General features: G+C 33.6%; 21 protein-coding genes. 9 read left to right on the top strand and 12 right to left on the bottom strand.

All coding sequences use genetic code 11. From position 1 onward, the window contains the following. From N4A35_08285 to N4A35_08300, 4 genes are all read right to left on the bottom strand, one after another. On the bottom strand, positions 1-510 hold a 510-nt coding region (locus N4A35_08285), incomplete at its 3' end, for a hypothetical protein (GenBank protein ID MCT4581398.1). Positions 511-536: 26 nt separating this feature from the next. Further along, positions 537-2,924 (bottom strand): tail fiber domain-containing protein, encoded by a 2,388-nt coding sequence (locus tag N4A35_08290; GenBank protein ID MCT4581399.1) that lies wholly within the window; start codon positions 2,922-2,924, stop codon positions 537-539. Between the two features lie 46 nt (positions 2,925-2,970). Further along, the gene (locus N4A35_08295; protein ID MCT4581400.1) at positions 2,971-4,116 is read right to left on the bottom strand and encodes a THUMP domain-containing protein; all 1,146 of its coding nucleotides are present in this window, start codon (positions 4,114-4,116) and stop codon (positions 2,971-2,973) included. Positions 4,117-4,131: 15 nt separating this feature from the next. Further along, the gene (locus tag N4A35_08300) at positions 4,132-4,920 is read right to left on the bottom strand and encodes a hypothetical protein (GenBank protein ID MCT4581401.1); all 789 of its coding nucleotides are present in this window, start codon (positions 4,918-4,920) and stop codon (positions 4,132-4,134) included. 289 nt (positions 4,921-5,209) lie between these two features. On the opposite strand from N4A35_08300, the gene N4A35_08305 reads away from it, so the two are divergent. Together N4A35_08305 and upp are read left to right on the top strand one after the other, a co-directional pair. Beyond that, the gene (locus N4A35_08305; protein MCT4581402.1) at positions 5,210-6,154 is read left to right on the top strand and encodes a GNAT family N-acetyltransferase; all 945 of its coding nucleotides are present in this window, start codon (positions 5,210-5,212) and stop codon (positions 6,152-6,154) included. Positions 6,155-6,333: 179 nt separating this feature from the next. After that, positions 6,334-6,990: a uracil phosphoribosyltransferase gene (upp, locus tag N4A35_08310; GenBank protein MCT4581403.1), complete on the top strand. Its 657-nt coding sequence runs from the start codon at positions 6,334-6,336 to the stop codon at positions 6,988-6,990. A gap of 99 nt (positions 6,991-7,089) precedes the next feature. Here the strand turns inward: upp and N4A35_08315 are convergent, their stop codons facing one another. From N4A35_08315 to N4A35_08325, 3 genes are read right to left on the bottom strand one after another with little or no spacing between them, the layout of a single operon-like run. Next, positions 7,090-7,542, bottom strand: coding sequence for a hypothetical protein (locus N4A35_08315; GenBank protein ID MCT4581404.1), 453 nt, complete (start codon positions 7,540-7,542; stop codon positions 7,090-7,092). A gap of 21 nt (positions 7,543-7,563) precedes the next feature. After that, a complete protein-coding gene (locus N4A35_08320; GenBank protein ID MCT4581405.1) occupies positions 7,564-8,037 on the bottom strand; it encodes a hypothetical protein in 474 nt (157 codons plus the stop codon). A gap of 32 nt (positions 8,038-8,069) precedes the next feature. Continuing rightward, positions 8,070-8,612 (bottom strand): RNA polymerase sigma factor, encoded by a 543-nt coding sequence (locus N4A35_08325; protein ID MCT4581406.1) that lies wholly within the window; start codon positions 8,610-8,612, stop codon positions 8,070-8,072. Positions 8,613-8,759: 147 nt separating this feature from the next. Here N4A35_08325 and N4A35_08330 point away from each other — a divergent pair, with 147 nt between their 5' ends. From N4A35_08330 to N4A35_08360, 7 genes are all read left to right on the top strand, one after another. Further along, positions 8,760-9,332, top strand: a complete 573-nt coding sequence (locus N4A35_08330; protein MCT4581407.1) for a sigma-70 family RNA polymerase sigma factor — start codon at positions 8,760-8,762, stop codon at positions 9,330-9,332. A gap of 3 nt (positions 9,333-9,335) precedes the next feature. Then, entirely contained in the window at positions 9,336-9,578 is a 243-nt protein-coding gene (locus N4A35_08335; protein MCT4581408.1) for a hypothetical protein, read from the top strand. 165 nt (positions 9,579-9,743) lie between these two features. Continuing rightward, positions 9,744-14,546, top strand: a complete 4,803-nt coding sequence (locus N4A35_08340) for a gliding motility-associated C-terminal domain-containing protein (GenBank protein ID MCT4581409.1) — start codon at positions 9,744-9,746, stop codon at positions 14,544-14,546. Between the two features lie 4 nt (positions 14,547-14,550). Further along, positions 14,551-15,981 carry a gliding motility-associated C-terminal domain-containing protein gene (locus N4A35_08345; protein MCT4581410.1) on the top strand — a complete coding sequence of 477 codons (1,431 nt, stop codon included), beginning with the start codon at positions 14,551-14,553 and terminating at the stop codon, positions 15,979-15,981. Positions 15,982-15,992: 11 nt separating this feature from the next. Next, complete coding sequence (locus tag N4A35_08350) at positions 15,993-16,919, top strand: type IX secretion system membrane protein PorP/SprF (protein MCT4581411.1); 927 nt, start codon at positions 15,993-15,995, stop codon at positions 16,917-16,919. A 21-nt stretch (positions 16,920-16,940) separates the two neighbouring features. Further along, positions 16,941-19,250 (top strand): OmpA family protein, encoded by a 2,310-nt coding sequence (locus N4A35_08355; GenBank protein MCT4581412.1) that lies wholly within the window; start codon positions 16,941-16,943, stop codon positions 19,248-19,250. Positions 19,251-19,257: 7 nt separating this feature from the next. After that, positions 19,258-20,178, top strand: a complete 921-nt coding sequence (locus tag N4A35_08360; GenBank protein MCT4581413.1) for an ion channel — start codon at positions 19,258-19,260, stop codon at positions 20,176-20,178. Positions 20,179-20,217: 39 nt separating this feature from the next. Here the strand turns inward: N4A35_08360 and N4A35_08365 are convergent, their stop codons facing one another. The 5 genes from N4A35_08365 to N4A35_08385 form a co-directional block, all read right to left on the bottom strand. Continuing rightward, positions 20,218-21,279, bottom strand: a complete 1,062-nt coding sequence (locus N4A35_08365) for a VOC family protein (protein ID MCT4581414.1) — start codon at positions 21,277-21,279, stop codon at positions 20,218-20,220. Between the two features lie 78 nt (positions 21,280-21,357). Next, on the bottom strand, positions 21,358-21,921 hold the full coding sequence (efp, locus tag N4A35_08370; GenBank protein MCT4581415.1) for an elongation factor P: 564 nt from the start codon (positions 21,919-21,921) through the stop codon (positions 21,358-21,360). A 76-nt stretch (positions 21,922-21,997) separates the two neighbouring features. Further along, positions 21,998-22,666, bottom strand: coding sequence for an SCO family protein (locus tag N4A35_08375; GenBank protein ID MCT4581416.1), 669 nt, complete (start codon positions 22,664-22,666; stop codon positions 21,998-22,000). A 6-nt stretch (positions 22,667-22,672) separates the two neighbouring features. Continuing rightward, complete coding sequence (locus N4A35_08380; GenBank protein ID MCT4581417.1) at positions 22,673-23,728, bottom strand: response regulator; 1,056 nt, start codon at positions 23,726-23,728, stop codon at positions 22,673-22,675. 8 nt (positions 23,729-23,736) lie between these two features. Then, complete coding sequence (locus N4A35_08385) at positions 23,737-25,251, bottom strand: PAS domain-containing sensor histidine kinase (protein MCT4581418.1); 1,515 nt, start codon at positions 25,249-25,251, stop codon at positions 23,737-23,739. Between the last annotated feature and the right edge of the window lie 65 nt (positions 25,252-25,316).

The raw sequence follows: 25,316 nt of genomic DNA on the forward strand, positions 1-25,316 counted from the left end.
AACGACAGCTGTACCCCAATTGTCAGCACCAGATGGCGCAGCTTGAGGAACCCAGTTGGTTCCATCCCAAGTTAAAACTTCTCCATTGTTAGCAGTAGCTGGTAACTCAATTTCATTGTTGGGATCATTGTCGTTATCAGTTACCGTCAATGGATTTCCTACAGTACCATCACCAGAGATATTAGCTCCAGCAGTTTGTACGACTTGTGTCCCCCAGTTATCTCCCGTACCACTTCCCACTTGAACCCACTGTAAATTAGGCCCGTCCCAATAGAAAAAAGTCGTTAAGTCTTTATCATAAACCAACATCCCATTCTCGGCATTGGTTAACGCAGTGCCTAAAGTATTACGAGCAGTAGTTGTTAACCTGGAAATTAAAACTCCTTTATCACTGGATTCAATTTCTAAAACTGCTTGTGGGTTGGGATTTAATGTTCCGATTCCTACATTGTTTTGAGCAAAGAAATTAAGAGATGTCAATAAACTTATTGAGATAAAAATATATTTCATAATCTTATGGATTTAATAACCTAGAATTAGTGCTTTTTTAATGCTTCTAGTTGTTTAATTAACTCATGGTTACTTTCTTTGAGTGCATCAATTTGTTGTTGTTGCTCTTTTACAGAGTTGACAAGAATATATAGCATGTATGTTCCTCCATCGTAATTGAGGATTTCTTCCATTTCTTTTGATTGAGGTGATTTACTTGCTTCGTATGAACCAATCATATATGGAGCTACTTTTTGAACATCTTGAGCAATAATACCAACATAATCTTTACCATCATCATTGGTTTGGTATAAACCATTATACTTGAAAGTCACAGGGTTAATCTGTTGTAAGACATTTAATCCGTCTGTAAAATTAGTGATGTCTTTTTTGGTTCTTCTATCAGAAGTTGCTGCCCATGTTCCTCCACCAGACTTATACGCTTGGCCATTATTACTGAAAATAAAATCTGTAGTAAATGAAGTCTGACCAGAAATAAATTTACCAATATGAAGTGCATCATCTCCACTGGTATTGTCTCCAATATTAATTCTTAATTGAGAACGATCATATACTTCATTATAACGTGCCATCCATAAAACATCGGTAGCATCACTATTTCCAGTTCCTCCAACAGGACCACCTGAAAAGTATAGACGATTACCATAGTTAGGGTAACTTCCTGTATTAGGAGGGTTGATCATTCCAACTCTTACATGTCCATTCACTTGGAGTTTATCAGTAGGAGATAAGGTTCCTATTCCTACATTTCCAGCGCCCTTAACAACAAATTGAGAATTGGAATTGTTAACCACATTAAAAGTATTGGTATTAGGCCCGACAAAAGAAGCGTTATCTTTCTGTAAGACATATACACCTGTGGTGGTAAACCCAACATCTGTTCCTCCAATAAATGCGGCATTAGTATTAGACAAACCAGTAAAGTCTTTTTGTACTGTTAGTGCATTTTGCGCAGTGTTTTCGACGATTTCTAATTTTGAAGTAGGAGTGGTCGTCCCAATTCCAACTCTTCCGTCTGCTCTCACTACCATGGATACATTATCGTAGGTATTGTTAGTATTAAAGTTTCCGCCTCCATTGATAAAGTATACTCCGTCAGAAGCTTGATTATCTTGAACAGCGAGAACTAATTGACCATTTTGAGCCCCTTCAATATATCCTCCAAAATTACTCCCTCCTGCCCAAAGTGAAGTATTCTGTAAATTTTTATAAGGGGTTGTAGATTGAAATACACCGATAGAAGACACAAGGTTAGAAGCTCCAAAAGAACCAGAACCTATAACATGAAGTTCATCAGTTGGCGCTATAATTCCGATCCCTACATTACCTTGTGTAAAGATGTTGTCATTGATATTGTTAGGCTGATTAGTTCCTCCGACTTCATACCAATCATGATCATCTAATGTACTTAAATTAACATTGTTTCCACCGCTAATACTTAAGGAGTTTCCACTTAGAGATAAATTTTGGATTTCGTTAGTTGTAGAACCATCCACCTCCGTAAAAGAAGTTAGATAACCATTGTTGTTGACATACGCATCTACTTGCGCTTCGGTTAATTGTGTGTCATCATCAGTAAAGCTTCCTCCACCTAAACTAAGAGTTACGGTACTTCCTGTTTTCGAAATGGTTTGAATTTCGTTAGTTGTAGAACCATCCACTTCTGTAAAAGAAGTTAGATAACCATTGTTGTTGACATACGCATCTACTTGCGCTTCGGTTAGTTGTGTGTCATCATCAGTAAAAGAACCGCCTCCATTACTTAGAGTAACAGTATTTCCTGATTTGGTAATCGTTTGAAGTTCGTTAGATGGGTCAGCATCATTATCGCTTAATGTGCTTAAATCAACTGAGGCATTGGAACCGTTTTCATATATAGTTAGTGTGGTATTATTAAGCACCAAACTGTCTACATCTGTATCAATAGAATCTTGTAAACTAGAGATAAAGTTAGCGTTGTATAACAAAGTATCGGCATTATCATACAAAATTGAAATCACTTGGTTTTCAAAATTATTATTGTTGATAATGTTAGAAGATATACTGTCAGATAAAGGGGATAGGTCAATAGAAGCAGCATTTCCATTTTCAATAAAAGTTGTTAAAGTATAGCCATTTAAGATTAAGCTATCAATGTTTTGATCATCAGTCCCTAGTCCAGCACCTCCACTAATAATAGAAACAAAATCGGAAGTGTTGATATACTTTACAACTCCAGTAGAATGATTAATCATCAATAAAGAAGTATCGCCAACAGAATAAGCTTGCAATCCATCTACTCTTAAGGGATCATCTCCTGTTGTAAAAGGAGAGATATGTAAAGAATGCGTTGGGTTGTTTTGGTTAACACCTACATTTTGAGCAATGGTAAAAAACGATAAACCTATAAATAGGGAAGATATTAGGAATTTCATAAAGTTGGTATTTAAACCAAAAATATGAAAGTTTTTGTTTTAAACTCTATTCTTGCTTAATTTTCTTACTACCAGCGTATAATGGTAGATGAACAAGCTTACTTTCTAATTGAGCGTTTAATAAAGATACTTTCTTTTTGGGTTTAAGCCCTAGTCTTTTTATGGCATTCAAGTTAGAAGAAATAATCCAAGCATCATATCCTGTCCATTTGTGTTTTAAATTATTTCCAATTAATTCATAGAACTGCTCAATGTTATTAGTCTTTAATCGCACTTCATAAGGAGGGTTGGTAACAATGATACCTTCTTCAGTTGGTTTTTCATTTTTAAAGAAGTCTTTCATCTCAAATTGAATGGCGTTATTAAGAGCTTCAATACTGTTGGCATTCATTTCTGCAGTTCTAATTGTTTGCCTAGACTTGTCGAAAGCATATATTGGGGCTTTTTGGTCTTTTATTTCAAACTGAGCTTCATACTTTAAACCTTCCCAAATATCTTCTCTATAATCTAACCAGTTCATAAAACCAAACGCTTCTCTAATATATCCCGGAGCAATGTTTTTAGCTTTCATTGCGGCTTCGATAGCGAAAGTTCCTGAACCACACATGGGATCAATAAAAGGAGTTTGTGTATCCCATTCACTAATTCCAATTATTCCAGCAGCTAGAACTTCATTGATTGGAGCGACCCCGCCATAAGTTCTATAACCTCTCTTAAATAGAGGTTCACCAGAGCTGTTTAATAACAGAGAACATTTATTCTCAGATATTCTCAACATGATTTTTACATCAGGATTTTCTGTGTCTATGTTAGGTCTTCTTCCCTTTTTTTCTCTTAATTGATCGACAATAGCATCTTTAACTTTAAGAGAAGCGTAATGAGAATGAGTGAAAATAGAAGAGTGTACAATGGGATTTATGGAGAATGTTTTCTCAGAAGTAATGTAATTGCTCCAATTTATTTTTTGCACTTTTTCATATAGCTCTTCTTCATTATTGGCTTGAAATTTAGAAAGTGGCAACAATACATCTATAGCCGTTCTTAACCAAAGGTTACTTTTGTAGAGTAGGCGAACATCTCCTTTATATTCGACAGCTCGATTGAAAATTTCGATTTCCTTACCTCCAATTTGTTTAATTTCTTCAGCTAAAACTTCTTCTAATCCAGCTAATGTTCGTGCAACTATTTTCATTCTAAATTTTAATAATTAATTATCCTCTTCTTCATCAACTTCTTCAAAATCGATGTATTCATCTTCGTCAATTTCGTCCTGCTTTTGCTGGTTGAATTGTTCAAAGATATTTTGATTAAAGTTAAAAGGGTTTTGTCCTTTGTTAAACCCTCCCATGTTATTGAAGTTTTGAAAAGGATTTCTATTTTTTTGCTTCCTTTGAGAAAGTGGTTTTCCAGTAATGAGGTGTCCAATAAATTCAATTAACCTACCCGTAGCTGTAAAGCCTCTCGAAAACATCGAGAATAAAAAGAAAAAGCCAACAATAGAGATGATAAAGTGAATAAAAAAAGTATCGTAAAAGTTTAAAATTCCTGCATGTAGTATTGCTACCACATTATTGTGCATAATTAAAGGGAAATTAAAAGATAAAAGATACAGTATGATTGAAATACCAACAATATGAGGTTCATATTTTAATGCTCCTCCTAGTTGAATCCTGCTCTTGTTGGTTTGTATTTGAACACTCATAATTGCTTTGTCAGTTTTACCGGCGAGGTATAGAAATATAATAATTCCTCCAAGAGCAATATAGAAAGGTGTTTGATGTGCTATTGTTGGATTTTTCTCTATGAAATCAACCGTTTGAACAGCAGTAAGTGCAGCTATGCAATAGTATTGAATACTTTTAAAAAGATAATTGCTTGTCGAGTTGTTTTGAAAAGCACCTGAAAGAAATTTAGGTAAACTAGTAATGAAAAACCATAAAATCGAAAAAACAATATAAATTATTCCCAACAGGTATATGTAGTTGAATATTTCCATTGATAACAAAGATAGTATGAATTGTGGGACTTGCTCAAGCTTTATATTAAAAGATGTTAATCTTTTTCCTTTAATCTATCTTTAAAGCTTTTAGAGGGAAGTTCTTTGGTCTTTCTTAAAATTTTTGAAACTATGAATATTCCTGAGAATATGATTAAAACAGTAAAGATATTAAATTCGTTACGAGTGTTTTTTACCCATAAATCTATAAAACCATAAATTAGAATTATAGTTCCAATGGAAAGGAATAGGTAATTAATTGTATTTTTGCTCATTACTCAGGCAATTGATGACAAATATAAAGACTATACATTTTAAAAGACGTAAAGAAATTGATATTCTTCGTTATGATCAATTAGTTGGAGCTGCTAACACAGTAAATATATATTGTTTAAGTTGGTATTTGGATGCTGTTGCTGACCATTGGGGGTGCTTGGTAAAGGGCGATTATGAAGCGGTTTTACCGATACCCTATACGATTAAGTTTGGACAGCAAATTATTTATCAGCCTTTCTTTACACGAGAATTAAATGTTTTTTCAAAACAAGAGCTCAATAGTCATTTAGTTCAAGAGATGTTTAGTGCAATTCCAAAGGAATATAGAAAAGTTGATTTTGCAACTTCAAGTTTAATCGATTTAGAGCAGTTTGATCGTCAAGAAGCTCAACATCAAGTGTTGGATTTAGAAGGAGAGTATGCTGATATAAGAGCCAGCTACTCTAAAAATACTAAGCGCTTATTAAATAAAGCTGAGAAGTCAGGATTAACAATCGATGTTATTCAAGAGGCTTCTGATTTTATTACCTTTTTTAAAACACACACTGGAAAACAAGTCAATTATACTCCCAATAATTATCAACAACTAGAAGCGTTAGTGCAGTATATTATTAATCACAAAAAAGGACAGGTTTTAGTGGTACTTGAAGAGGGAACGATTATTGCTCAGGGAGTTTTTCTTCATCAAGGAGATAAAGTAACCTATCTAAAAGGTTCTGTTAATGAAAGGGGAAAAGTTTTAGGAGCAATGTTTTTATTAATGGATTATGTTGTTCGAAAGAGTATAGAGGAAGAGCGGATAAGGTTCGATTTTGGAGGGAGTAATATCGAAAATATAGCTGCTTTTTATAAAAAGTTTGGAGCAAAAGATAGGAAGTATTATCGCTATTCTAAAAATGAGTTGTCATGGATTTTAAAAAAGGGAAAAATACTAAGGGATTTTTTGAAGTTGTCATAACTTCTTATCAAGTTAAGTTTTGATTCCTTTTTAATTTTATTCTGTAGTAGTGGCGATGTAATAAAAATAGAACTGTGACTCCATCTAAAAATGAATAAAAATTATTATTTTATGAGAACTTTGAACAACTTCTATTAAAAAATAACTTATTTTGTAGTAAATAAAATCTTCTGTTTATGATAACCGTTCACAACTTCAGTAAAAGTAATTCTATTTATAATAATTTCTTAGCTCAATTAAGAGATTTAAAAGTTCAAAAAGATCGTTTGCGTTTTAGACGTAATTTGGAGCGATTAGGAGAAATTACTGCTTATGAGGTGAGTAAGGAGTTGCAGTTCAAAGAGGCTGAAATATACTCCCCACTAGGTGTTGCTAAATCGAATATTATTGAAGAACAACCGGTCATTGCCACAATCTTAAGAGCAGGTCTGCCTTTACATCAAGGTTTTTTAAATTACTTTGATAGTGCAGATAACTGTTTTATCTCGGCATATCGAAAGCATACTAATAATGAGGATTTTGATGTTGAAATAGAGTATATGTCTAGTCCAAGTGTTGATGGGAAAGTTGTGATTCTTACTGATCCTATGATCGCTTCTGGTGCATCTATGGTGTTAGCATATAAAGCTTTGTTGAGTAAAGGAAAACCCAAACATGTTCATGTTGTAGGTGTAATTAGTAGTTTAGAAGGGATTAACTATGTAAAACAACACATGCCTGAAAATACGACGATTTGGATTGGGGCAATTGATGAAGAGATGACAGCTCAATCGTATATTGTACCTGGTTTAGGAGACGCAGGTGATTTAGCTTTTGGAGAAAAGATGGATTATTAATAGTAAATTAATTAATGTTGAGCATAATGCTTAAAAATAAAAAAAACGGGCTGAATTTTCAGCCCGTTTTTTTGTGGTCAATAATGCTATGAAAATTAATTATTGTTTACCACCTCGATTGGTTTGACGTTGTTCTTTTCTTTGTTTTTTGAATTCGCGTTCTACATGGTAAAGTTTAGCTACTTTTTTTGGTGGTAGAATAGCGAGGAATTTGTCATTGTATTTCTTTTGAATATCTAATTCTGCTTGTTTAGCTTTAATCATGTTGTCTAGCAATGTTTTTACTTCAGCATCACTCATTTCTTCTAACTTTTTTCGAGGGTTTTCCTTACGATCTCCTTTGATTGCTTTTAGAGCTGCTTTACGTTCTTCGTTACGCTGCTCATATATTGGCCAAAAAACTTTAGACTCTTCTGGTGTAAGCGCCAATCGTTCGGTAATAAATGCTACTTTTTGTGCTTTCTTTTCTTCTTTTTTTGCCCCTTTTTGTGCAAAGTTAGTTCCTAATAAACCTATAATTAGTCCTAATGTGATTAAAATTCGAGTTTTCATAATTCAATGTTTTAATGGTGATTAATAATATTCTTCAATTTCTGATTCAAAATAATCTTCAAAATCTTGTACTGTAATTTCAGTTTCTTGTAGAGGTTGATGCAATTCGCTAGCCCAAAATTGCAAATCTTCAGTATCATCAAAATCAATATTGTTACTAAGAAATTCATCTTGTTCCAATAGGAGTAAATCTTCAAAACTTTCTGCAGTTAAATTATTGAAAGATTCATTGTAAGCTAAAAGCTCTGGGGACAGTTTTTTAGTAGGGTTAAAAAGAAAGAGACCAGCTATGATTAAAGCTGCAACAGCTGTAGCATAAATCCAAGAGTTCTTTAAAGAAATGATTGGTGTTTTCGTATGGGTATCTTCAGCAATTTGTTGTAACTGTTGGGGGAGTTGATCAAAATACCCTTTAGGAACTTCCAAGTTGTGCTTTTTCTTCAAACTAAAAAGAGTTGGAGCTTCTGGTGTTGTATGTTTATTTGTTGCTTTCATTTGTTCTTATGACTTATCGTTGATCAAAAGGTTTAATTGGAGGTTAAAAATTTTTCTATTTTTTTTACAGCCAAGTGGTAACTTGCTTTTAAAGCTCCAACTGAAGTTTGGGTAATCGCTGAAATATCTTCATATTTCATATCTTCAAAGTATTTGAGGTTAAAAACAATTCTTTGTTTTTCTGGTAATGTTAGCAATGCTAATTCTAGTCGTTTTTCAATTTCAGTTGCATCCATTTGAATAGCTGCTTGAGTGGTATATGGCTCTTGAGTTGTTCCATCATATAAAGGGGCCTTCTTTTGCTTATTCAAAAAAGTAATTGATTCATTGGTTGCTATTCGGTAGATCCATGTGTATATTTTTGCTTCACCTTTATAGTTGAGAAGTCCTTTCCAAATCTTAATAAATGTATTTTGCAAAACATCATTCGTATCATCGTGCGAAATAATTATACGACGTATATGCCAATAGATTTTTTGGTTGTATTCTTGGATAATTAGGTCAAAAGCTGCTTGAGCATTTCCAGAGCTTAGTAAGCCTAAAATTTTGTGACTAATATGATCTAATTTCCCCATATAAAAGATTAAAGTTCAAAAGTAAGACTAACAATTCAATGAATGGTTTAATGGCCGAAATAAAAAAAGATCATTTTTTTTTCATAATCAAGAGTTTCTATTTTAATTATAAAAATATTGTTATCTTGGTCTAGTCAATTCATTTTTATGAAAGAAGTAAAAAATAAAAATATTACGGTTTCAGACTTAGTGCATCAATATAGCGATGATTTATATCGATTTGCATTAGGGAAGACGAGGAGTAAAGAAGTTTCAGAGGATTTGGTTCAAGAAACTTTTATAGTAGCTGTAAATAAGTTAAATACTTTTCGAGGAGAGAGTTCTCATAAGACGTGGTTGGTTTCTATATTAAGAAATAAAATAGCCGATTATTACAGAAAGAAGGCTAAAGCTAATATTTCTGATAAAGATTTAGATGATCAATCGATGTCGTTTAATAGTAAAGGAATGTGGAATAAAGAGCATAAACCTTTTGTTTTTGAAGACTCAGAGCATCTACTCGATAACCCAAAATTTGTTACCGTTTTTTATGAGTGTATTGAAGCGTTACCTCAGCTTTGGAATTCAGTAATAAAAATGAAATATGTAACTCCTAAAAAAAGCAAAGAAATTTGTCAGGAATTAGAGATTACAGATACCAATTTATGGCAGATTGTCCATCGGTCTAAATTAAAGTTGAAAGATTGTTTAGATGGAAACTGGATACAAAAGGGATATTAAGTCATGTCGTGTAATAAAGCTACGTTATTAATAGAGAAATCGAAAGTGATTTCATTGTCGTTCAAAGAGATTCTTAGCCTTAAAATGCATTTGGCAATGTGCTCAGCATGCTCTAATTACAATAAGTTAAGTAGGCAATTGGATGAATTGTTTGAAAAAATAGGAGAGGAAGACCTAAAAAGTATGGAGCTCTCTGATGCTAAGAAAAAAGAAATTTTATCAGTTATTAAAGATTTTGAAGCTTAATAATTGTTAAAGCAACGTTTTTTTAGATTAAACGTCTTAATCTTAGTTTAGTTCATCCAAAAAAACAATACAATTATATATTTAATTTACTGTAAATGTCTTATATTCGTTTGTGATTTTGACTTTGGTTTTGTTTAGATTAAGCTTTTGTTAATTGAGATAAGTATGAGAATTTTCCAGTTTTTTTCATTTTTTGGTTTATTGTTGTTGACGCATTTGTCACTTGGGCAAGTGACAGTGGAATACGTAACTAATGCCGATGATATAGGGCCTGGTTCTTTAAGAGAAGCTATTGCTAGTGGAAATGATACCATCGTGATAGATGTAAAAGGGGTTTTAGAGTTAGAATCTTCGATTCCGTTGAATCACAGTGTCGTTATTTTAGGTCCATCACCTAAACATTTTTCAATCGAAATGTCCAATTTATTTGATGCAGAAGGCCTTTTTACATTTAATGGCTTTGATGTAGAGTTAAGTGGAGTTGGGCTAAAAGATGGGGTGAATGGAGTTTTTAATATTAATGCAAGCAACAATGTCGGGAATTTGACTGTTAGTCGTTGTTTGTTTAAAGAAAACACATTGAATAACTCCAATGATAACGGAAGTACATTTAATATCAATAATTCTGGGAGTAACGTTAAAATTAACGCCTGTTCTTTTTTTGGTAATGAGTCTAAAGTGCCCAATGGTGTAGGAGGTGCTATTTATTTGAATGAAGGAACTTTAGAAGTCTATAATTCTACTTTCCATAATAATCAAGCCGATAAAGGAGGTGCCATTTGCGCATCCAATACAGCAGTTAATAGTCATCTGATTTCCATTATCAATAACACATTTGATGGGAATATAGCCAATCAAGGAACTGACGTCTATTTTAATCATTCTAATGTTCATTTAAGAAATAATATTTTTAGAAGTTCAGATGATCCTGTTTACCAATTCAATGCCGTTTTTTATAGCTCTTCTCTCAATAATTATACAAATTATCCAGGAAGTTCGTATGCTGGTTTAGAGTACCATGCCTCATTAGGTTTAAGGGGTAGTAGTACAGAAGATGGATTTGGTTTAATCTATTTTCTATTCAATGATCCAATGAGTCCGTGTATTGATGTTGATGCAAATCCAGTAATAAATTTACAATTAGATGCCAGAAGATCTTGGAGAAGAATGTATGGTAAAGCAGCAATTAATTTAGGACAATATTTTGGAAGTGATGCAGTAGATGCAGGAGCGGTTGAATATACTCCTTTTCGAGTAGTGAATGCCTCAAATTCAGGAGTGGGGAGCATTGTAGATGTTTTTGATGCTCTAAATAATCCTTTTGTCAATTCAAACCTCGGACAGACGAAAAGAACAGTCGTTTTTGAAATCTCAACGATTCTTAATGATCTAGATGTCGCTGATCTAGATTTGCTGACAACAACGTTAAATGTAACGACTAATTGGTCTACAATATTTAATGACAGTTTGATAATTAATGGATATTCTCAACGTAATAGTGCAATAGCTGGCCCTGGAGTGAATGCAAATATTGTAACACCAGCTAATATCCCTATACAACTAAACGGAGGTGGGGGAAATGGTTCTCGACTTATCATCAATGCCAATAATGTTTTTGTAAGCGGATTAAGTTTTGTTGATTCCAAATCAAGTGGAGGAGTTCGTGGTACTGGAATAGAAGTACTTAATTCTACCAATAATACATCAATTGAAGGTTGTCATATTGGAGTGGAAAGAAATGGAGTAAACATTAACGGGAACAGTTTTGGAGTATATGCAGATCAAACGGTAAATGTTGGGGTTAGGAAATACTTAAAAGGCTATCCTCACGCTTCTAGAAATATAATAACAGGAAATGATTCTACTCAACTTGTCTTAAATATAGAGGGTACTGTACACAATAATTTTATAGGTCTTTTAGGGGATGGAACTTCACCTGGCGTTTCCTTCCATAAAGGAGTAGAGGTACTTGATGCTTATGGTTCTCTTTATATAGGAGGAAATGAGAATCAATCGAATTATTTTGGTCAATTGGACACCGCTATACTGGTTCCTGAAGCTAACATTGCTAATAATTATTTTGGCTTTGAATATGATTTACAAACAACTTCAAATATTCAAATGGCTATCCAAACATTTCTAGGATCAGGATCAACAGGGACTGGAGTAAAAATCACCAACAATTACTTTGGAAATATATTAGGAGATGCTATAGAGAACATTTTGGGGGATTCGAAAATTCAAGGGAATACTTTTGGCTTGAGTCCAAAGGGGAGAGCTCTAGCAGCAATTGGAGGCGCAGGAGTACGAATAGTTGGAGGGGCTAACTCTGCTTTTTTCGGAACTGTAAATAGTCAAAATGTACTGATAGGAAAGGATGCAACAAATCCTAACTCTAGCCAAGGCAATCTTTTTGTGAATTGTAACAACGCAGGAATAGAAGTGGTGTTAGGAGAATTTAGAGATCCTTATGGGGGAGAAAGTCCTCCAATGACATCAGATATCCCTGCTGAAATTCAATGCGTAATTAAGGGGAATTATATCGGTATAGATACTGCGGCTGCTAATACTAATGCCACCTTTGGTAATGGGGTTGGTATTAAGGTGTTGGACAGTATTTATAAAGTACATATCGACTCCAATGTCATCGCTAAAAATGTAGGAGCTGGAGTTGCTGTAGCTCCCAAAAGTAAATATATTCGATTGACTCAAAATATAATGTATAAAAATGGTGGGTTGGGAATTGATCTTGATGCCAATTCAACAGCAAACTTAACAGAAGTAACCAAACCCCAAGCGAACGATAGTCTGATACCTCCTGAGTTTTTAAATGTGATTTATTGTGATACAGATGCTTCAACAAAAATAAAATTAAAAGTTTTTATCGAAGACTATTCGAATATGCATGGGATAGAGTTTTATAAAGCAGACGTTGACGCACAAGAAGGGTTTGAGTTTAAAAAGTATGAAACAATTTATCCTACGCATAATGGTTGGAATACGATAACACTAGCTTATCCCTCTAATGTAACAAGCAACCAAAATATTGTGGCAACCTTGACAAGGTTTCAAGATTCTTCTCAAAGAGAAATCTCAACTTCTGAATTTAGTGCTCCCTTTACAATTGGAGATTATGCCCCAACTTTTTCTTTCTTTGAAAGCCAGTATTGTATAGGAGATTCAGCAGTGTTTAAAATTACAGGTTTTGGTAATTATGTAAATAATACTAACGGATTCTCTTCTACACCAATCAATGACAGTACACATTATTTTTATGGTACTACAGCTGGAACTTATGTCTTAGACGTAGAAATAGATAGTCTTGGATGTGTTAAACATATTGATTCTACGTATGAGGTAAATTTAGTTCCATCAGTTAATTTAGGAAATGATACAGTTGTATGTCAAGGCGTTTCATTTGATTTAACGACAATAGCTGCTGGTGGGCAATGGGAAGATACAACACATACAGCACTTTTAAGTAGTACTGTTCAGATTAATCATGATACAGCTTTTGTTTATATGGTTGCTAATAGTGGGTGTGAAAATCGTGATACGATTTATTTTACAGCTAATAGTTGTGGGCCAATAGCAAACGATGATATTTCAACAATGGCATTGCTAGAAGATGCTAGCGTTGGTTTAACAATCAATATTCTTTCAAATGATAGTGTTAATGGACAAATGATAGCAGCTCCTACAAATACAGCAGGAATGCCAGAGATTGATTTAGATTTAACAGTTACTGGAGTGCAAACCACCTACACTGATGTTACTGGAAACTGGACCTATAACAGCAGTTTGGGGGAAGTAACTTATTTACCCGCTCCTAATTTTAATGGTACAGCCACTTGTAATTATGAACTGATAGCAATTAATAATGATAAAGATACAGCATTGATTACATTGAATGTTAACCCCGTAAATGATGCTCCAGTTATTTTGAATGAGTATTTGACAACAACTGTCGATACACCGATAAATGATACCACTATTTTAGGAAACGGTGATAACGATGATCTAGATGGAGGAACGCTTTCTGTTGATACGAATCCAGTTAAGGCCCCTACAAATGGTACAATTGTAATCAATTCAGATGGGACATTTACATATACTCCAAATGCTGGTTATTTAGGGCTAGACACAGTAGTTGTAGAAATTTGTGATAATGGGACGCCAACTCCTCAAATTTGTCTTAATGATACTGTTTTTATCACCGTACAAACTTGTGATGTGAATGATGTGACTCAAGATTGTGATGGAGATGGAGTTTTGAATGGTACTGAAATAACAGATGGTACAGACTATAATGACGCATGCGATTATATCAGCAGTAGTGTAACAGAAACACCTAGCAATACTTGGTTGAATGAAGATTGTGATGGGGATGGAATAAGCAATGGCGATGAGCTGACAGCTGCTTCAGATCCTTTAGACCCTTGTAGTCCTAACACACCATCTTATACAGCAGTTGTTGATACCACTTTGTGTGAAGGAGATACGATTAATTTACTCACGCTTAATAATGAAGGAGATTGGTATGATGCCTCTGGTTCATTATTGAATAATACTACTTTTTCAGTGACTTCATCGGCTAGTTATATTATTAGAATAGCTCAGAATAATTGTACGATACAAGATGTTGTAGCATTGTACCTAGCTATAAACTGCAATACAGGAAATCTTGTCACAACCAATGCCTTTAGTCCAAATGGAGGTATAGAAGAAAACAATACCTTTATTATTGATTTAGATTATATAGAACAAGGGTTGCCTAATGTTGTGACGATTTATAATAGATGGGGAGATGTAATCTTTAAAGTTAATAATTATGATAACCAACAAAATGTTTGGGATGGAAGTAATCAATCTGGAGAACGAATGCCTGAGGGAACCTATTTCTATGTGATAGAGGTCCCTGAAAAAAGTTTTTCTACTAGTGGTTGGGTTTATTTAAATTTGAAGTGATTTTATGAAAGGTATATTTTTACTCTTATTGTCATTGTTGTTTCAGCTTTATTCTTGGGCGCAAGAGGGCTGTATTCATTCGTTTACTGAAGGCGATGTTGTTTGTTCTGGTCAAGAATTTAGTTTTTCGGCAGTACCAAATGATGGAGCAAATGGGGTAATCAGCGAATGGACATTAAATGGAACAGTGGTAAGTAATAGTGCGACTGATTATGGAAGTTATGTGAATAATGGGAGTACAGATGTAGTCTTAGAATATATTATGGTTGGAACAACCTTAAATGGATGTGTAGATACTGATACTGTTTTAATAACTGTTCTAACGATTCCAACAATAGATTTATCAAAAAAAGATATTCTTTGCCCTAATCAATCGTGGATGACTGGTACAATATATTTGAATGGGGTCGATACTATTTTTTCTTTGCTATATACCAATGATGTTTCAACAACTTATTCCAATTCCAATTCTAATGATTCCATTACAGGGTTGGCGCCTGATAACTATTATGTTTATTATGTGGATACCAATAGTTGTGAAAGTGAGATAGGAGAGGTTACAATTATTGAGCCAGCTCCGATTTCTTATAGTGTTTACACCACAATAGATGATAATTGTGACCAAAACACTGGTAGAATACAGTTCTTTGGACTAAATGGAGGTACAGCTCCTTATTCCTTTGTTGATACAGCTTCTGGAGTAAGTTATAATTCAGGAGCTCAAAATAGTGCTGTTGTGGAATTGAGTGGAGGGAACTATTTTGTTGATATTATAGATGCAAATGGTTGTATTAAACGTTTGTTTTCTACTCCAGTAGAAATAACAACCTCCAATGAGACTCCTCCAATACAACCAGAAGTTGAAAACGCTTATTCTTTGTGTAAAGGAGATTCGTTAATGATAGTAGATACAGAAATTACGAATGAAGAAATGTGGCATTATTATCTTTTTCCAGCAAATAGTGGAGTGAGTGGAGCGGTATCGTTGAATCATAAAATAGAACTAGATCCTATTCAAGCTAATCAAGATAGTATTTTCATTTTTGCAATACAGAATGATACAAGTGCAGTTAATTATGGATGTCATAGCTCTCCAGCCTTAGTGGATTTAGTTCAAACAGATTGTAGTTCTGATAGTCTTGTAGAGGACGCAATCGTTAATGCTTTTAGTCCTAATGATGATAACGTTGAAAATAATACTTTTCAAATAGACCTCAATTATATAAATGATATCACTATTGATGATGTTAGGGTCAAAATTTATAACCGTTGGGGGGATGTCGTTAAGGAATTTGAAAATTATAACAATACATCAAGTGTTTGGCACGGAGATAATCATGGAGGAGATGCTTTGCCAGAGGGGACCTATTTTTACACAATAGAAGTTCCAAGTCAGTCTTTTTCAACAAGTGGTTGGGTTTATTTAGATCTATAAAACGGTAAGTAATGAAGAATAAAATTATAGTTTTTGTATTTGGGGTAATAGCATTTTATAATGTTTTTTCTCAACAGGATGCATTGTATAGTCAATACATGTTTAATCCTTTGGTCATTAATCCTGCTTATGCTGGTACAAGAAATACTGTAAGTGGAGTAATGTTGTATCGTAATCAATGGGTGGGGATAAATGGAGCGCCCAAAACAGTAAGTATGGCTGTGCATAGTCCGATTAAAGGAAAAAACTTTGCTTTAGGGTTAAATTTATTGGCAGAGTCTATTGGTCCAACAAATAATTCTACTTTTTTAGGAACTTATGCCTATCATTTAAACCTTGGAAAAGGAAAAATTTCATTTGCTCTTCGTGGTGGACTGTATTCATTTCAGTTAAGAAACAATGAGTTGAACTATACCAACAACTTAGGTAAAGATCCTGTTGTCTATAATAGTTTAGTGCCTAACTTTGATTTTGGCACATATTATCATACCGATAAGTTTTATGCTGGTTTTAGCGCTAATCACCTTACCAATGGAAAGGTAAGTTTTAGTAATAATATTGAAACGTACGATTTAAACTTACATTTGATGGGGTTTATTGGAAAAGCTTTTGTTTTAAGTCCCAACTTAGTTATAAAACCATCAGGAATGCTTAAGTTCTCAGAGTCAGCGCCGTTGAATTATGATATTAATACAAGTGTATTGATGCAAAAAGTGTTGTGGGTTGGAGCTTCTTATCGTTCGTCATTTTCGGAATTAAATGAAGCAAGCTTGGTATTTATAACAGAGTATAATATTAGTGATTCTTTTAGGTTAGGATACAGCTATGATTTTAATTTAGGGGATATTAAAAGGTATAATTCAGGTTCTCATGAGGTGTTTTTGGGAGTAGATTTATATTCCAAAAGAAAACAATCAGTTTCACCAAGGTATTTATAAAAATAGAACAAGAAAGATAAGATGAGAAGTAAGAAGATTTATAGTTTATTGTTCGTATTCTTTTGTGTCTCTGTGTTATATTCACAATCGAAAAGATATAAAAAAATAACAGATTATGAAGTGGCTCCCGTATATGGAGTGAATACAACGTATAATGAATTTAGCCCCGTATTATACAAAGATAAATTTGTGTTTGTTTCAGATCGAGAGTATGATTTTAAAACACTAGGAGAAGGGAATTGGAAGAAAACAATCCATGTTAATGTTTTTAAAGCTGATTTCGAAGATATTTTTGCTGATTCTATGGTGTTAGAAAAGGTTAAATTATTTGACAATTTATTACTAAAAGATGATCATGTAGGACCACTAGTTTTTAATTCAGATGGAACAGAAGCAATTGTGACTATAGTAACTCATAAAGCATCAAAAACCTTTGGTAAAGATATAGCTACACCTCAATTGTATATTGCAAAACAGGTAGAAGGAAAATGGAAAACTTTAGAACGTTTGCCTTTTAATGTGGATAGACAGTCTTTTGCTCAACCAGCTTGGTCTCCAGATGGTAAAAAACTTTATTTTTCATGGAATAAAGTGCCAGGTGAAAAAGCGAGTAATATATATGAGGTAGAAAGAAATGGAGAGGTATGGGGAAAGCCACAAAAAGTAAAAGGAATCAATACAAAATACAATGAAATGTTTCCCTATTTAATCGGCAATAAGATTTATTTTGCTTCCAATCGGCCTGGAGGAAAAGGGGAGTTAGATTTATATGTAGCTGAGTATAAGAATGGAAATTGGGAGTCCCCGGTAAATTTAGGAGAGACAATTAATACAGAAGCCGATGAGTTCGCTTTAATTTTTAATGTAAATAAAACAAGTGGATATTTTTGTTCGAATAGAAATTATGGAAAAGGGAATGATGATATTTATCAATTTAAAAAGATAGAGAAAACAATAGAAGAAAATATAGGGGTTGAAGGGCAATTAGCTTATCGAAATTTAAAAGGTAAATCTCCAGATGGGTTAGAGATTGGATTGTATGACGAAGATGGAAATTTGATTGAAAAAGTTAGGGTAGGAGAAGATGGGAAGTTTTTATTTAAGAATGTATCAGACAATAAGAATTACAAACTTAAAATGCTGAATACAGAGGAGGAAGTTTTAATGGTCTTATTCAATGGAGAAAATAAGGTTAGCTTTATGTCAGATGAGCAAGGGAATTTTATTTATCGAAAGCTTTCGAATGGGAAAGTTGGAACATTGGCTCTGATAGATGAAGAAGATTTTGATTTACTCAAGAAAGAAGGTGAGTTGGCGGGGCAGTTTGTATTTAAGAATCTTCAAACTGAAAGTTTAGAAGGTTTAGAGGTTCTGTTAATAGATGATGATGGAAATATCATTATGAAGTCCAGAACAGATAAACACGGGAATTTTGTGTTTAAAAATGTGCCTACAGATAAAAATTATACCTTAAAGGCAGCGGATGAAGAAGATTATGATATTTTAATTTTTAATAAGAAAGACCAATTAATTGCACATTTAAAGAGAGATGACCAAGGGAATTTTATCTATAGAAAGCTGAGTTCAAATGGAAAGTATTCTGTATTAGAAAACGAAGAAGAAGAGTTATTGTTTTTAGAGAAAAGGGTGGCATTAACAGGGCAGTTTGTCTATCAAAAGATTCAAGGAGATGTAGGGAAATTGTTAGTAGAAGTCCATGATCAAAAAGAATTACTAAAAACAGCAAACTCAACTAAAGAAGGTGACTTTATGGCTGTTGGTTTAACGTTGAGTGATCAGTATAAGTTTAAAATAACAGATGAATCTAAGTTGAAAGAAGAGCCGATTCTAAATATTACGAATAGATTTCATCAAACTGTTGCAGTATTAAATCGAGATAATGTCGGTTTTTATGTTTTTGATAAATCAGAAGATTTTAACCTTGGTGATTCTGTAGTTAATATTGAAGTAATTCAAATTGAACAAACTAAAATTCAAGATACGGTGATTATTTATTACGAGAATAATGAATTTACTTTGTCTGATGATGATAAGGTCATTTTGGATCAAAGAATTGTTGAGTTGAATAATGATCAGGATTTATTGATCAGGATTGAGTCTTATGCTTCTTCAAAAGGGTCTGTAGAGCATAATCAGTTATTGACGTTAAAACGAAAAGCAAAAGTATTACAGTACTTTACTGAGCATGGTATTCATCAGTCACGTATTAAGGCATTCTCTTATGGTAAAGCTCGTACACAAGAAGAACAAGATGAAGAACAGCAGCGTCTAAGTCGAAAAACGGAGTTAACAGTATTTAAATTAAAATAAGAGCAAAGTGGCAAAAGAGGTTAATGATTCTGGGTTTAGTCATATTCCTAGAGCTCAAGGAGCAAGGTTAATTAATAAAGATGGCTCTTCTAATGTCAATAAGGAAGGGTTGAGCTTTATTCAGCGATTCAGTATGTTTCACTTCCTAATCTCTATGGGATGGATATCATTTGTATTGACATTATTTGCAGGATTTATATTGTTGAATGTTGTTTTTGCAGGTGTTTATTTACTGGTTGGAATAGAAGGGATTGGCGGCGTAGAAAACTTAGCAGTTGTTTCTGATTTTATGAAAGCGTTTTATTTTAGTACGCAGGCATTGACTACAGTGGGCTTTGGGCAGTTACATCCTATTACAGATGCTATTAGTATTATTGCTGCTGTTGAGTCATTTATTGGGTTGTTGGCTTTCGCTATGGCAACAGGATTGCTGTATGGGAGATTTTCAAAACCTAAAGCAAAATTAATTTTTAGTGATCATCTGTTGTACGCTCCTTTTAAAGAAGGAAATGCCTTAATGCTAAGGTTGGCAAATTCTAAAGAAAGTCAGATTATTGATGTGACTGCCGATGTATTTTTTACTTATATTGATACCATAGGGGAAGAGCCTCAAAGAAAATATTTTAACCTTCCATTAGAAATCTCTAAAATAAATATTTTGGCTACAAGTTGGACGTTGGTTCATCCGTTAGATGCAGATAGTCCAATTGCTCATTTTACTCAGGAAGACTATCAAAAATCCGATGCTGAAGTTTTAATTCAAATTCAAGGTTTTGATGTGACTTATAACCAGATGGTCAATACAAGAACTTCTTATAAAGCTAGTGAAATGGTATGGGGAGCAAAGTTTAAAAGAATTTTTGGAAGCGCAATCAATGGAGAGCCTACCATAAATCTTGGAGAGCTTTCAACCTATGAAAAGCTATAAAAAAAGCCCATCAAAATGATGAGCTTTTATTCGTTTTATTTAATCTTTGACTCTCGAAAATTTTAAGGCTTTTAACATCCAATTGGGTAGGGGCTGACTAGCTGGTCGCTTCTCTACATTTAAGAATAAACCTAATTTCTCTATAATAGGAATTTTATATACTTCGATCAACTCTATCCAAGTCCCGTCAGGATCTTCAATATAAGTACAGTGAACTTTAGTGTTTTCCCCCATACTTAATACATCTTTAGTGTCACAAGTGAAACCAAAGCCAGCACTCTCTAGTTTTTTTCCTAAATCGAGCATTCCTCTGACATCAAACCCTAAGTGAACGAAGCCAATATCACCCCAAATTCTATCAGCATATATTTTTACAGGGGTACGATCACTGATTTCCTGAACTAATTCGATATAGGTATCTCCGCTTAATTTGGTAAAACCACCTCCAGAAGGCTTAGATTGCGTTAACAAAACTCTTCTGTAGCTACCATTGGCTCCGTTGAGGTTTTTCCAATCAGAAAACGTATCTGTTTGGTCGTAAACAATCTTGTCATAGCCTAAAATATCAGCGTATAAAGTCATGGATTTTTCAATGTTAGAGACTCCTATAGAGCATCCAGCAATACCACCAGTAACATGTTTACCTGTTGTAAACCATTTATCTCCTGGAACAACCTGAAACAAGATGTCCTGAGGGTCTTTTACATAAAATGTTTTCCACCCGTTAGGCATCGTTTCTATTTCAGAGATCACATTAGCGCCATTCTTTTTGTAAAAGTCATAAGCTTTGGTAACATCATCAGCTTTCACCATTCCAATGTAAATCCCTAAATCTCCCAATTGGTGCTCAACTTTTGCATGAGCAGCTTTAAAAGAAGTAGGACAAACCACTTCCATAGCACAGCCACCTTGAATATTGGTAACCATAGCTGCTCGTTTAGTAATTGTTTGATTATTGGTATAAATATCCATAAGAGGAGCAGCAGCTTCATCGTTGAAAAAAGGAATGTCTAATCCAATAAATTTTCTATACCATTTCCAAGCGGAAGCATGTTCTGGTACCCCAGCTCCTAAATGTTGTATTCCATGTATCGTATACATAATGTATGCAGTTTAATGTTTATCGAAAAACGCCTAGCGTAAGACTAAGCGTTTATAATTTTAGAGGTCTATAACCAATTATTTTACTCTTTCAGAATACTGTCCTTTAGAAGTATCTACTTTAATTTTATCACCTGTATCAATAAATAAAGGAACTCTAATTTCAGCACCTGTGTCGATCGTTGCAGGTTTCATAGTATTGGTTGCTGTGTCTCCTTTTATACCAGGTTCTGTATAAGTAACCGTAGCTTCAATAAATAAAGGAATATTTACCACCAAAGGAGTTTCTTCTTCAGCATGAAAAATAATTGTACAAATATCTTCTTCTTTTAAGAATTCTGGTTGTTCAATTAAATGTTTGTCAATAAAAATTTGCTCGTAAGTTTGTGTATGCATAAAGTGAAAACCATCACCCTCTTTGTAAAGGTATTGATAAGGTCTGTTTTCAATTCTTACAACGTCAATTTTATGTCCTGATGGGAAAGTGTGATCAACGACCCTTCCAGTTTCGATATTCTTTAATTTTGTTCTAACAAAAGCAGGTCCTTTCCCTGGCTTAACATGTTGGAATTCGATTATTTGAACTAATTTTCCTTTATGGTTAATGCATAACCCGTTTTTAATATCTGCAGTAGATGCCATTTATATATTTTTTTTAATGTTTTACAAATATAGAATTTAAGACTGTTTATTCAAAGTTGAATACCATCCTCAACTATTATTGGTTGATTAAGCTTTCAATATCAAGAATCAATTCATCTATTTCTTCAGCGTCCGTCCCATCATAATACTTTCGTATTCTTTTTTCTGTATCAACCAATACAATGTTTTCTGTATGAACAAAGTCGTTTTCACTACCATGTGTAAAGTTAGTGTCTGTTAGACTAGGTGCAACTAAGTAACTTTTTCTAGCAAGATCGTAGAGATGAACTTTATCACCTGTTAAAAATTGCCATTTTGAAGAGTCAGCATCATATTGTAGAGAATAGTCTTTTAAGACAGGAACAGAATCCACTTCAGGCCAAACCGTATGTGATAAAATAATAAGTTGGTCATGATCAATAAAGTGGTCATGAACCCTTTTTAGTTGATTCGACATCTTAGGACAAATCGAAGGACAAGTGGTGAAAAAGAAATCAGCAACAACAATTTTGTTTTCAATAATAGATTCATTCACTTCAAGGTTGTCTTGATTAGTTAGTTGAAAGCCACTAATTCGATGTCCAATACCTTTTTGGTGTAAAGAAGAATCAACAAGTATAGGGTTAATTTCATTAGGGTTTAAAACAGGTAACGTACGTTTGTTTTCTTCTTCGTAAGTAATGATCATTGCCACCGAAATTCCTAAAATGAAAATAGCCGCGAATGCTATTATTCTTGTTTTCATAGCGTTTTAATATTGAATATTTCTAAGGCTATTAAGATCTAGAATTCTAATTTTTCGTCCTTCGGTTTCTATGATTTTATCTTCTTTAAACTCACTTAAAACCCTAATAACAGATTCAGGTGCTGTTCCCACCATGTTTGCCAAATCTTCTCGAGATAAAGCAAATAAATCTTGAGATTCGTTGATGTATTTCTCACCAATTTTTAGTAAAGAATCGGCAACCCTTTTTCTAACCGTGTTGTAGGCGTATTTTAATAATTCACTTTCTTTATCCATAATGTTGCCAGAAAGCATCTTTATAAACTTCATAGAAACATCACGATTGGTATGAACCAGCTGGTTAAAATCCGCTTTAGAGATAACGTTTAAAGTCGATTTTTCCATTGCCATTGCAGAGTCCTGATATTCACAATCTTTTAAAAGTGGTAAATAACCAATAAAATCTCCTTTACTATACACACCAGTAATCAATTCTTTACCATCTTCATTCGTTTTGTAGGTTTTCACTTTACCCTCAACAATGTAAAACAAGGCATGTGGATAGTTATCTTCTAAATAAACCATCTCTTTTTTGTTGTATTGTTTGGTTTTTCTACTTTCTGAGAGCTCCTCTAATGCAGCCGTACCTTTAGCTTCATTAAAAAAAGTATTGATGTTTTCAGGTGAATTGTCTTCTATGCTTTTGAACGATTCGTTTCTTTTAATTCGAGTCTCAATAGCGTTCAATAAATCTGTCTCTTCAAAAGGCTTAGTCAGGTAATCATCCGCTCCAAGATTCATCCCTTTTCTTAAATCATTCATTTCAGCTTTTGCTGTAAGAAAAATAAATGGGATACCGCTCGTAACAGGATTCTTACTTAAGAGATACAAAACACCATAACCATCTAATTCTGGCATCATAATATCACAAATGATAACGTCTGGAATCTTTTCTTGAGCAACAGCTACCCCCTCCTTACCATTTTCAGCGGTGATAACATCATAATTAGCTAATTCAAGAATCTCAGCGATGTTTTCACGCATGTGTAAGTTGTCGTCAATAACTAAAATAGTTTTCTGCATTGATTTTATTATTTTATTGGTAGTTTAACCGTAAAAATAGTTTCTTTTTCTGGAATACTTGTAAAGGTAATTGTTCCATTTAAAAGTTCGACATATTTTTTAACAATATTTAAGCCTAACCCTGTCCCCTCGATATTGGCAACATTTTCTGCTCTGAAAAAACGATTAAAGAGTTTGTTCTGCTCTTGACGAGGGATGCCTATACCATTGTCGACCACTTCTATCGTTAGCAGTTTGTCTTTAGCCAATGTATTGATGTGTACTTCTCCTTTGTCATAGGAATATTTAATGGCATTGGATAAAAGGTTGAGTGTGATTTTTTTCATTAAGTTAGGGTCACAAACAATGTTGGTGTCTCCAGTGTGACTATAAATGATTTTTTGACCTCTTCTAGCAATTGATTGGACCTCTTCACTGACTTCTCCACAAAAAACAGGGACAATTACAGCTTTGTATTCTACTTTTGTAATCCCCTCTTCAGCCTTAGATAAGGAAAGAACATCGTTGAGAATCTGGGTTAAACTGTTGACCGTTGTTTTAATTCTAACGATATGTTTGTCTCTTTTTTCTTGTTGTGCTGTTTGTGTGTATTTAGCTAGAATGGTTGCAGAAGAGTAAATGGCACTTAAGGGAGTTCTAAATTCATGAGAAGCCATAGAAACAAAACGTGATTTTAGCTCATTTAGCTCTTTTTCTTTCTCTAATGCTTTTTTAATTTTTTCCTCAGCTAATTTTTCTTCAGTAATGTTTTTTTCAACAACAAGTATTCGGTTGATTTCATTATTTTCTTCAGGAAGAGGAACGGCATTTATTTGATAGTAACTGTTGTTTGTCTCAATTTCGAATGTTTTGGACTCTCCCTCAAATACCTCTTTTAAAATGGGTTCTATTTTTTCTGAAATACTCTTTTTTAATCGAGTTAGATAGTTACTTCCTACTAATTGGTGACTATGAATACCTAATTTATAAAGCTCTTGTCCCTCAACAAAAATATAATTTAGATTTTTATCAAAAACATTGATGGTCCCTTTAGGGAAGTTTCTAGCGATTTGACTAAATAATTGATAACTGTTTTTCAATTCCTTGGTTCGATCTTCAACTTTCTCTTCTAGTCGAGCATTGAGTTCAATAATTTCATCTTCTTGTTTTTTTCGTTCTGTAATGTCAATCACAAAAGCTAAAACCATCAATTCATCGTTGTTATTGTTGAAATAACTAAGAGAAACTTCAGCAGGAAATACCGAGTCGTCTTTACGTTGTCCATAAAGTAATTTCCCTTTTCCTAGTTTTCGCACCTCTGGTTTTTTGACATAGTTTTGGGTGTATTCTTTATGTTTGGATTTATGTTTTCTCGGGATTACGACTTCAATAGGTTGGTTAATTAACTCACTGCTTTCAGAGTAACCAAACATATTAATAAAGCTTTCGTTGACTAGTTTTATAACACCTTTACTATCAGTGAGTAACATTCCTTCTCGAGCTTTTTCGAAAAGGTTTTTATAAATCTCAGATGAAAAATCCATACACTTTGAGTTTGAAAACATATTTGTTGGGCAAAAATACATATTTATAGGGTATTTTACTATAC

Source organism: Flavobacteriales bacterium (assembly GCA_025210295.1).
In the GTDB taxonomy this organism is placed as follows: Bacteria; Bacteroidota; Bacteroidia; order Flavobacteriales_D; family Parvicellaceae; genus S010-51.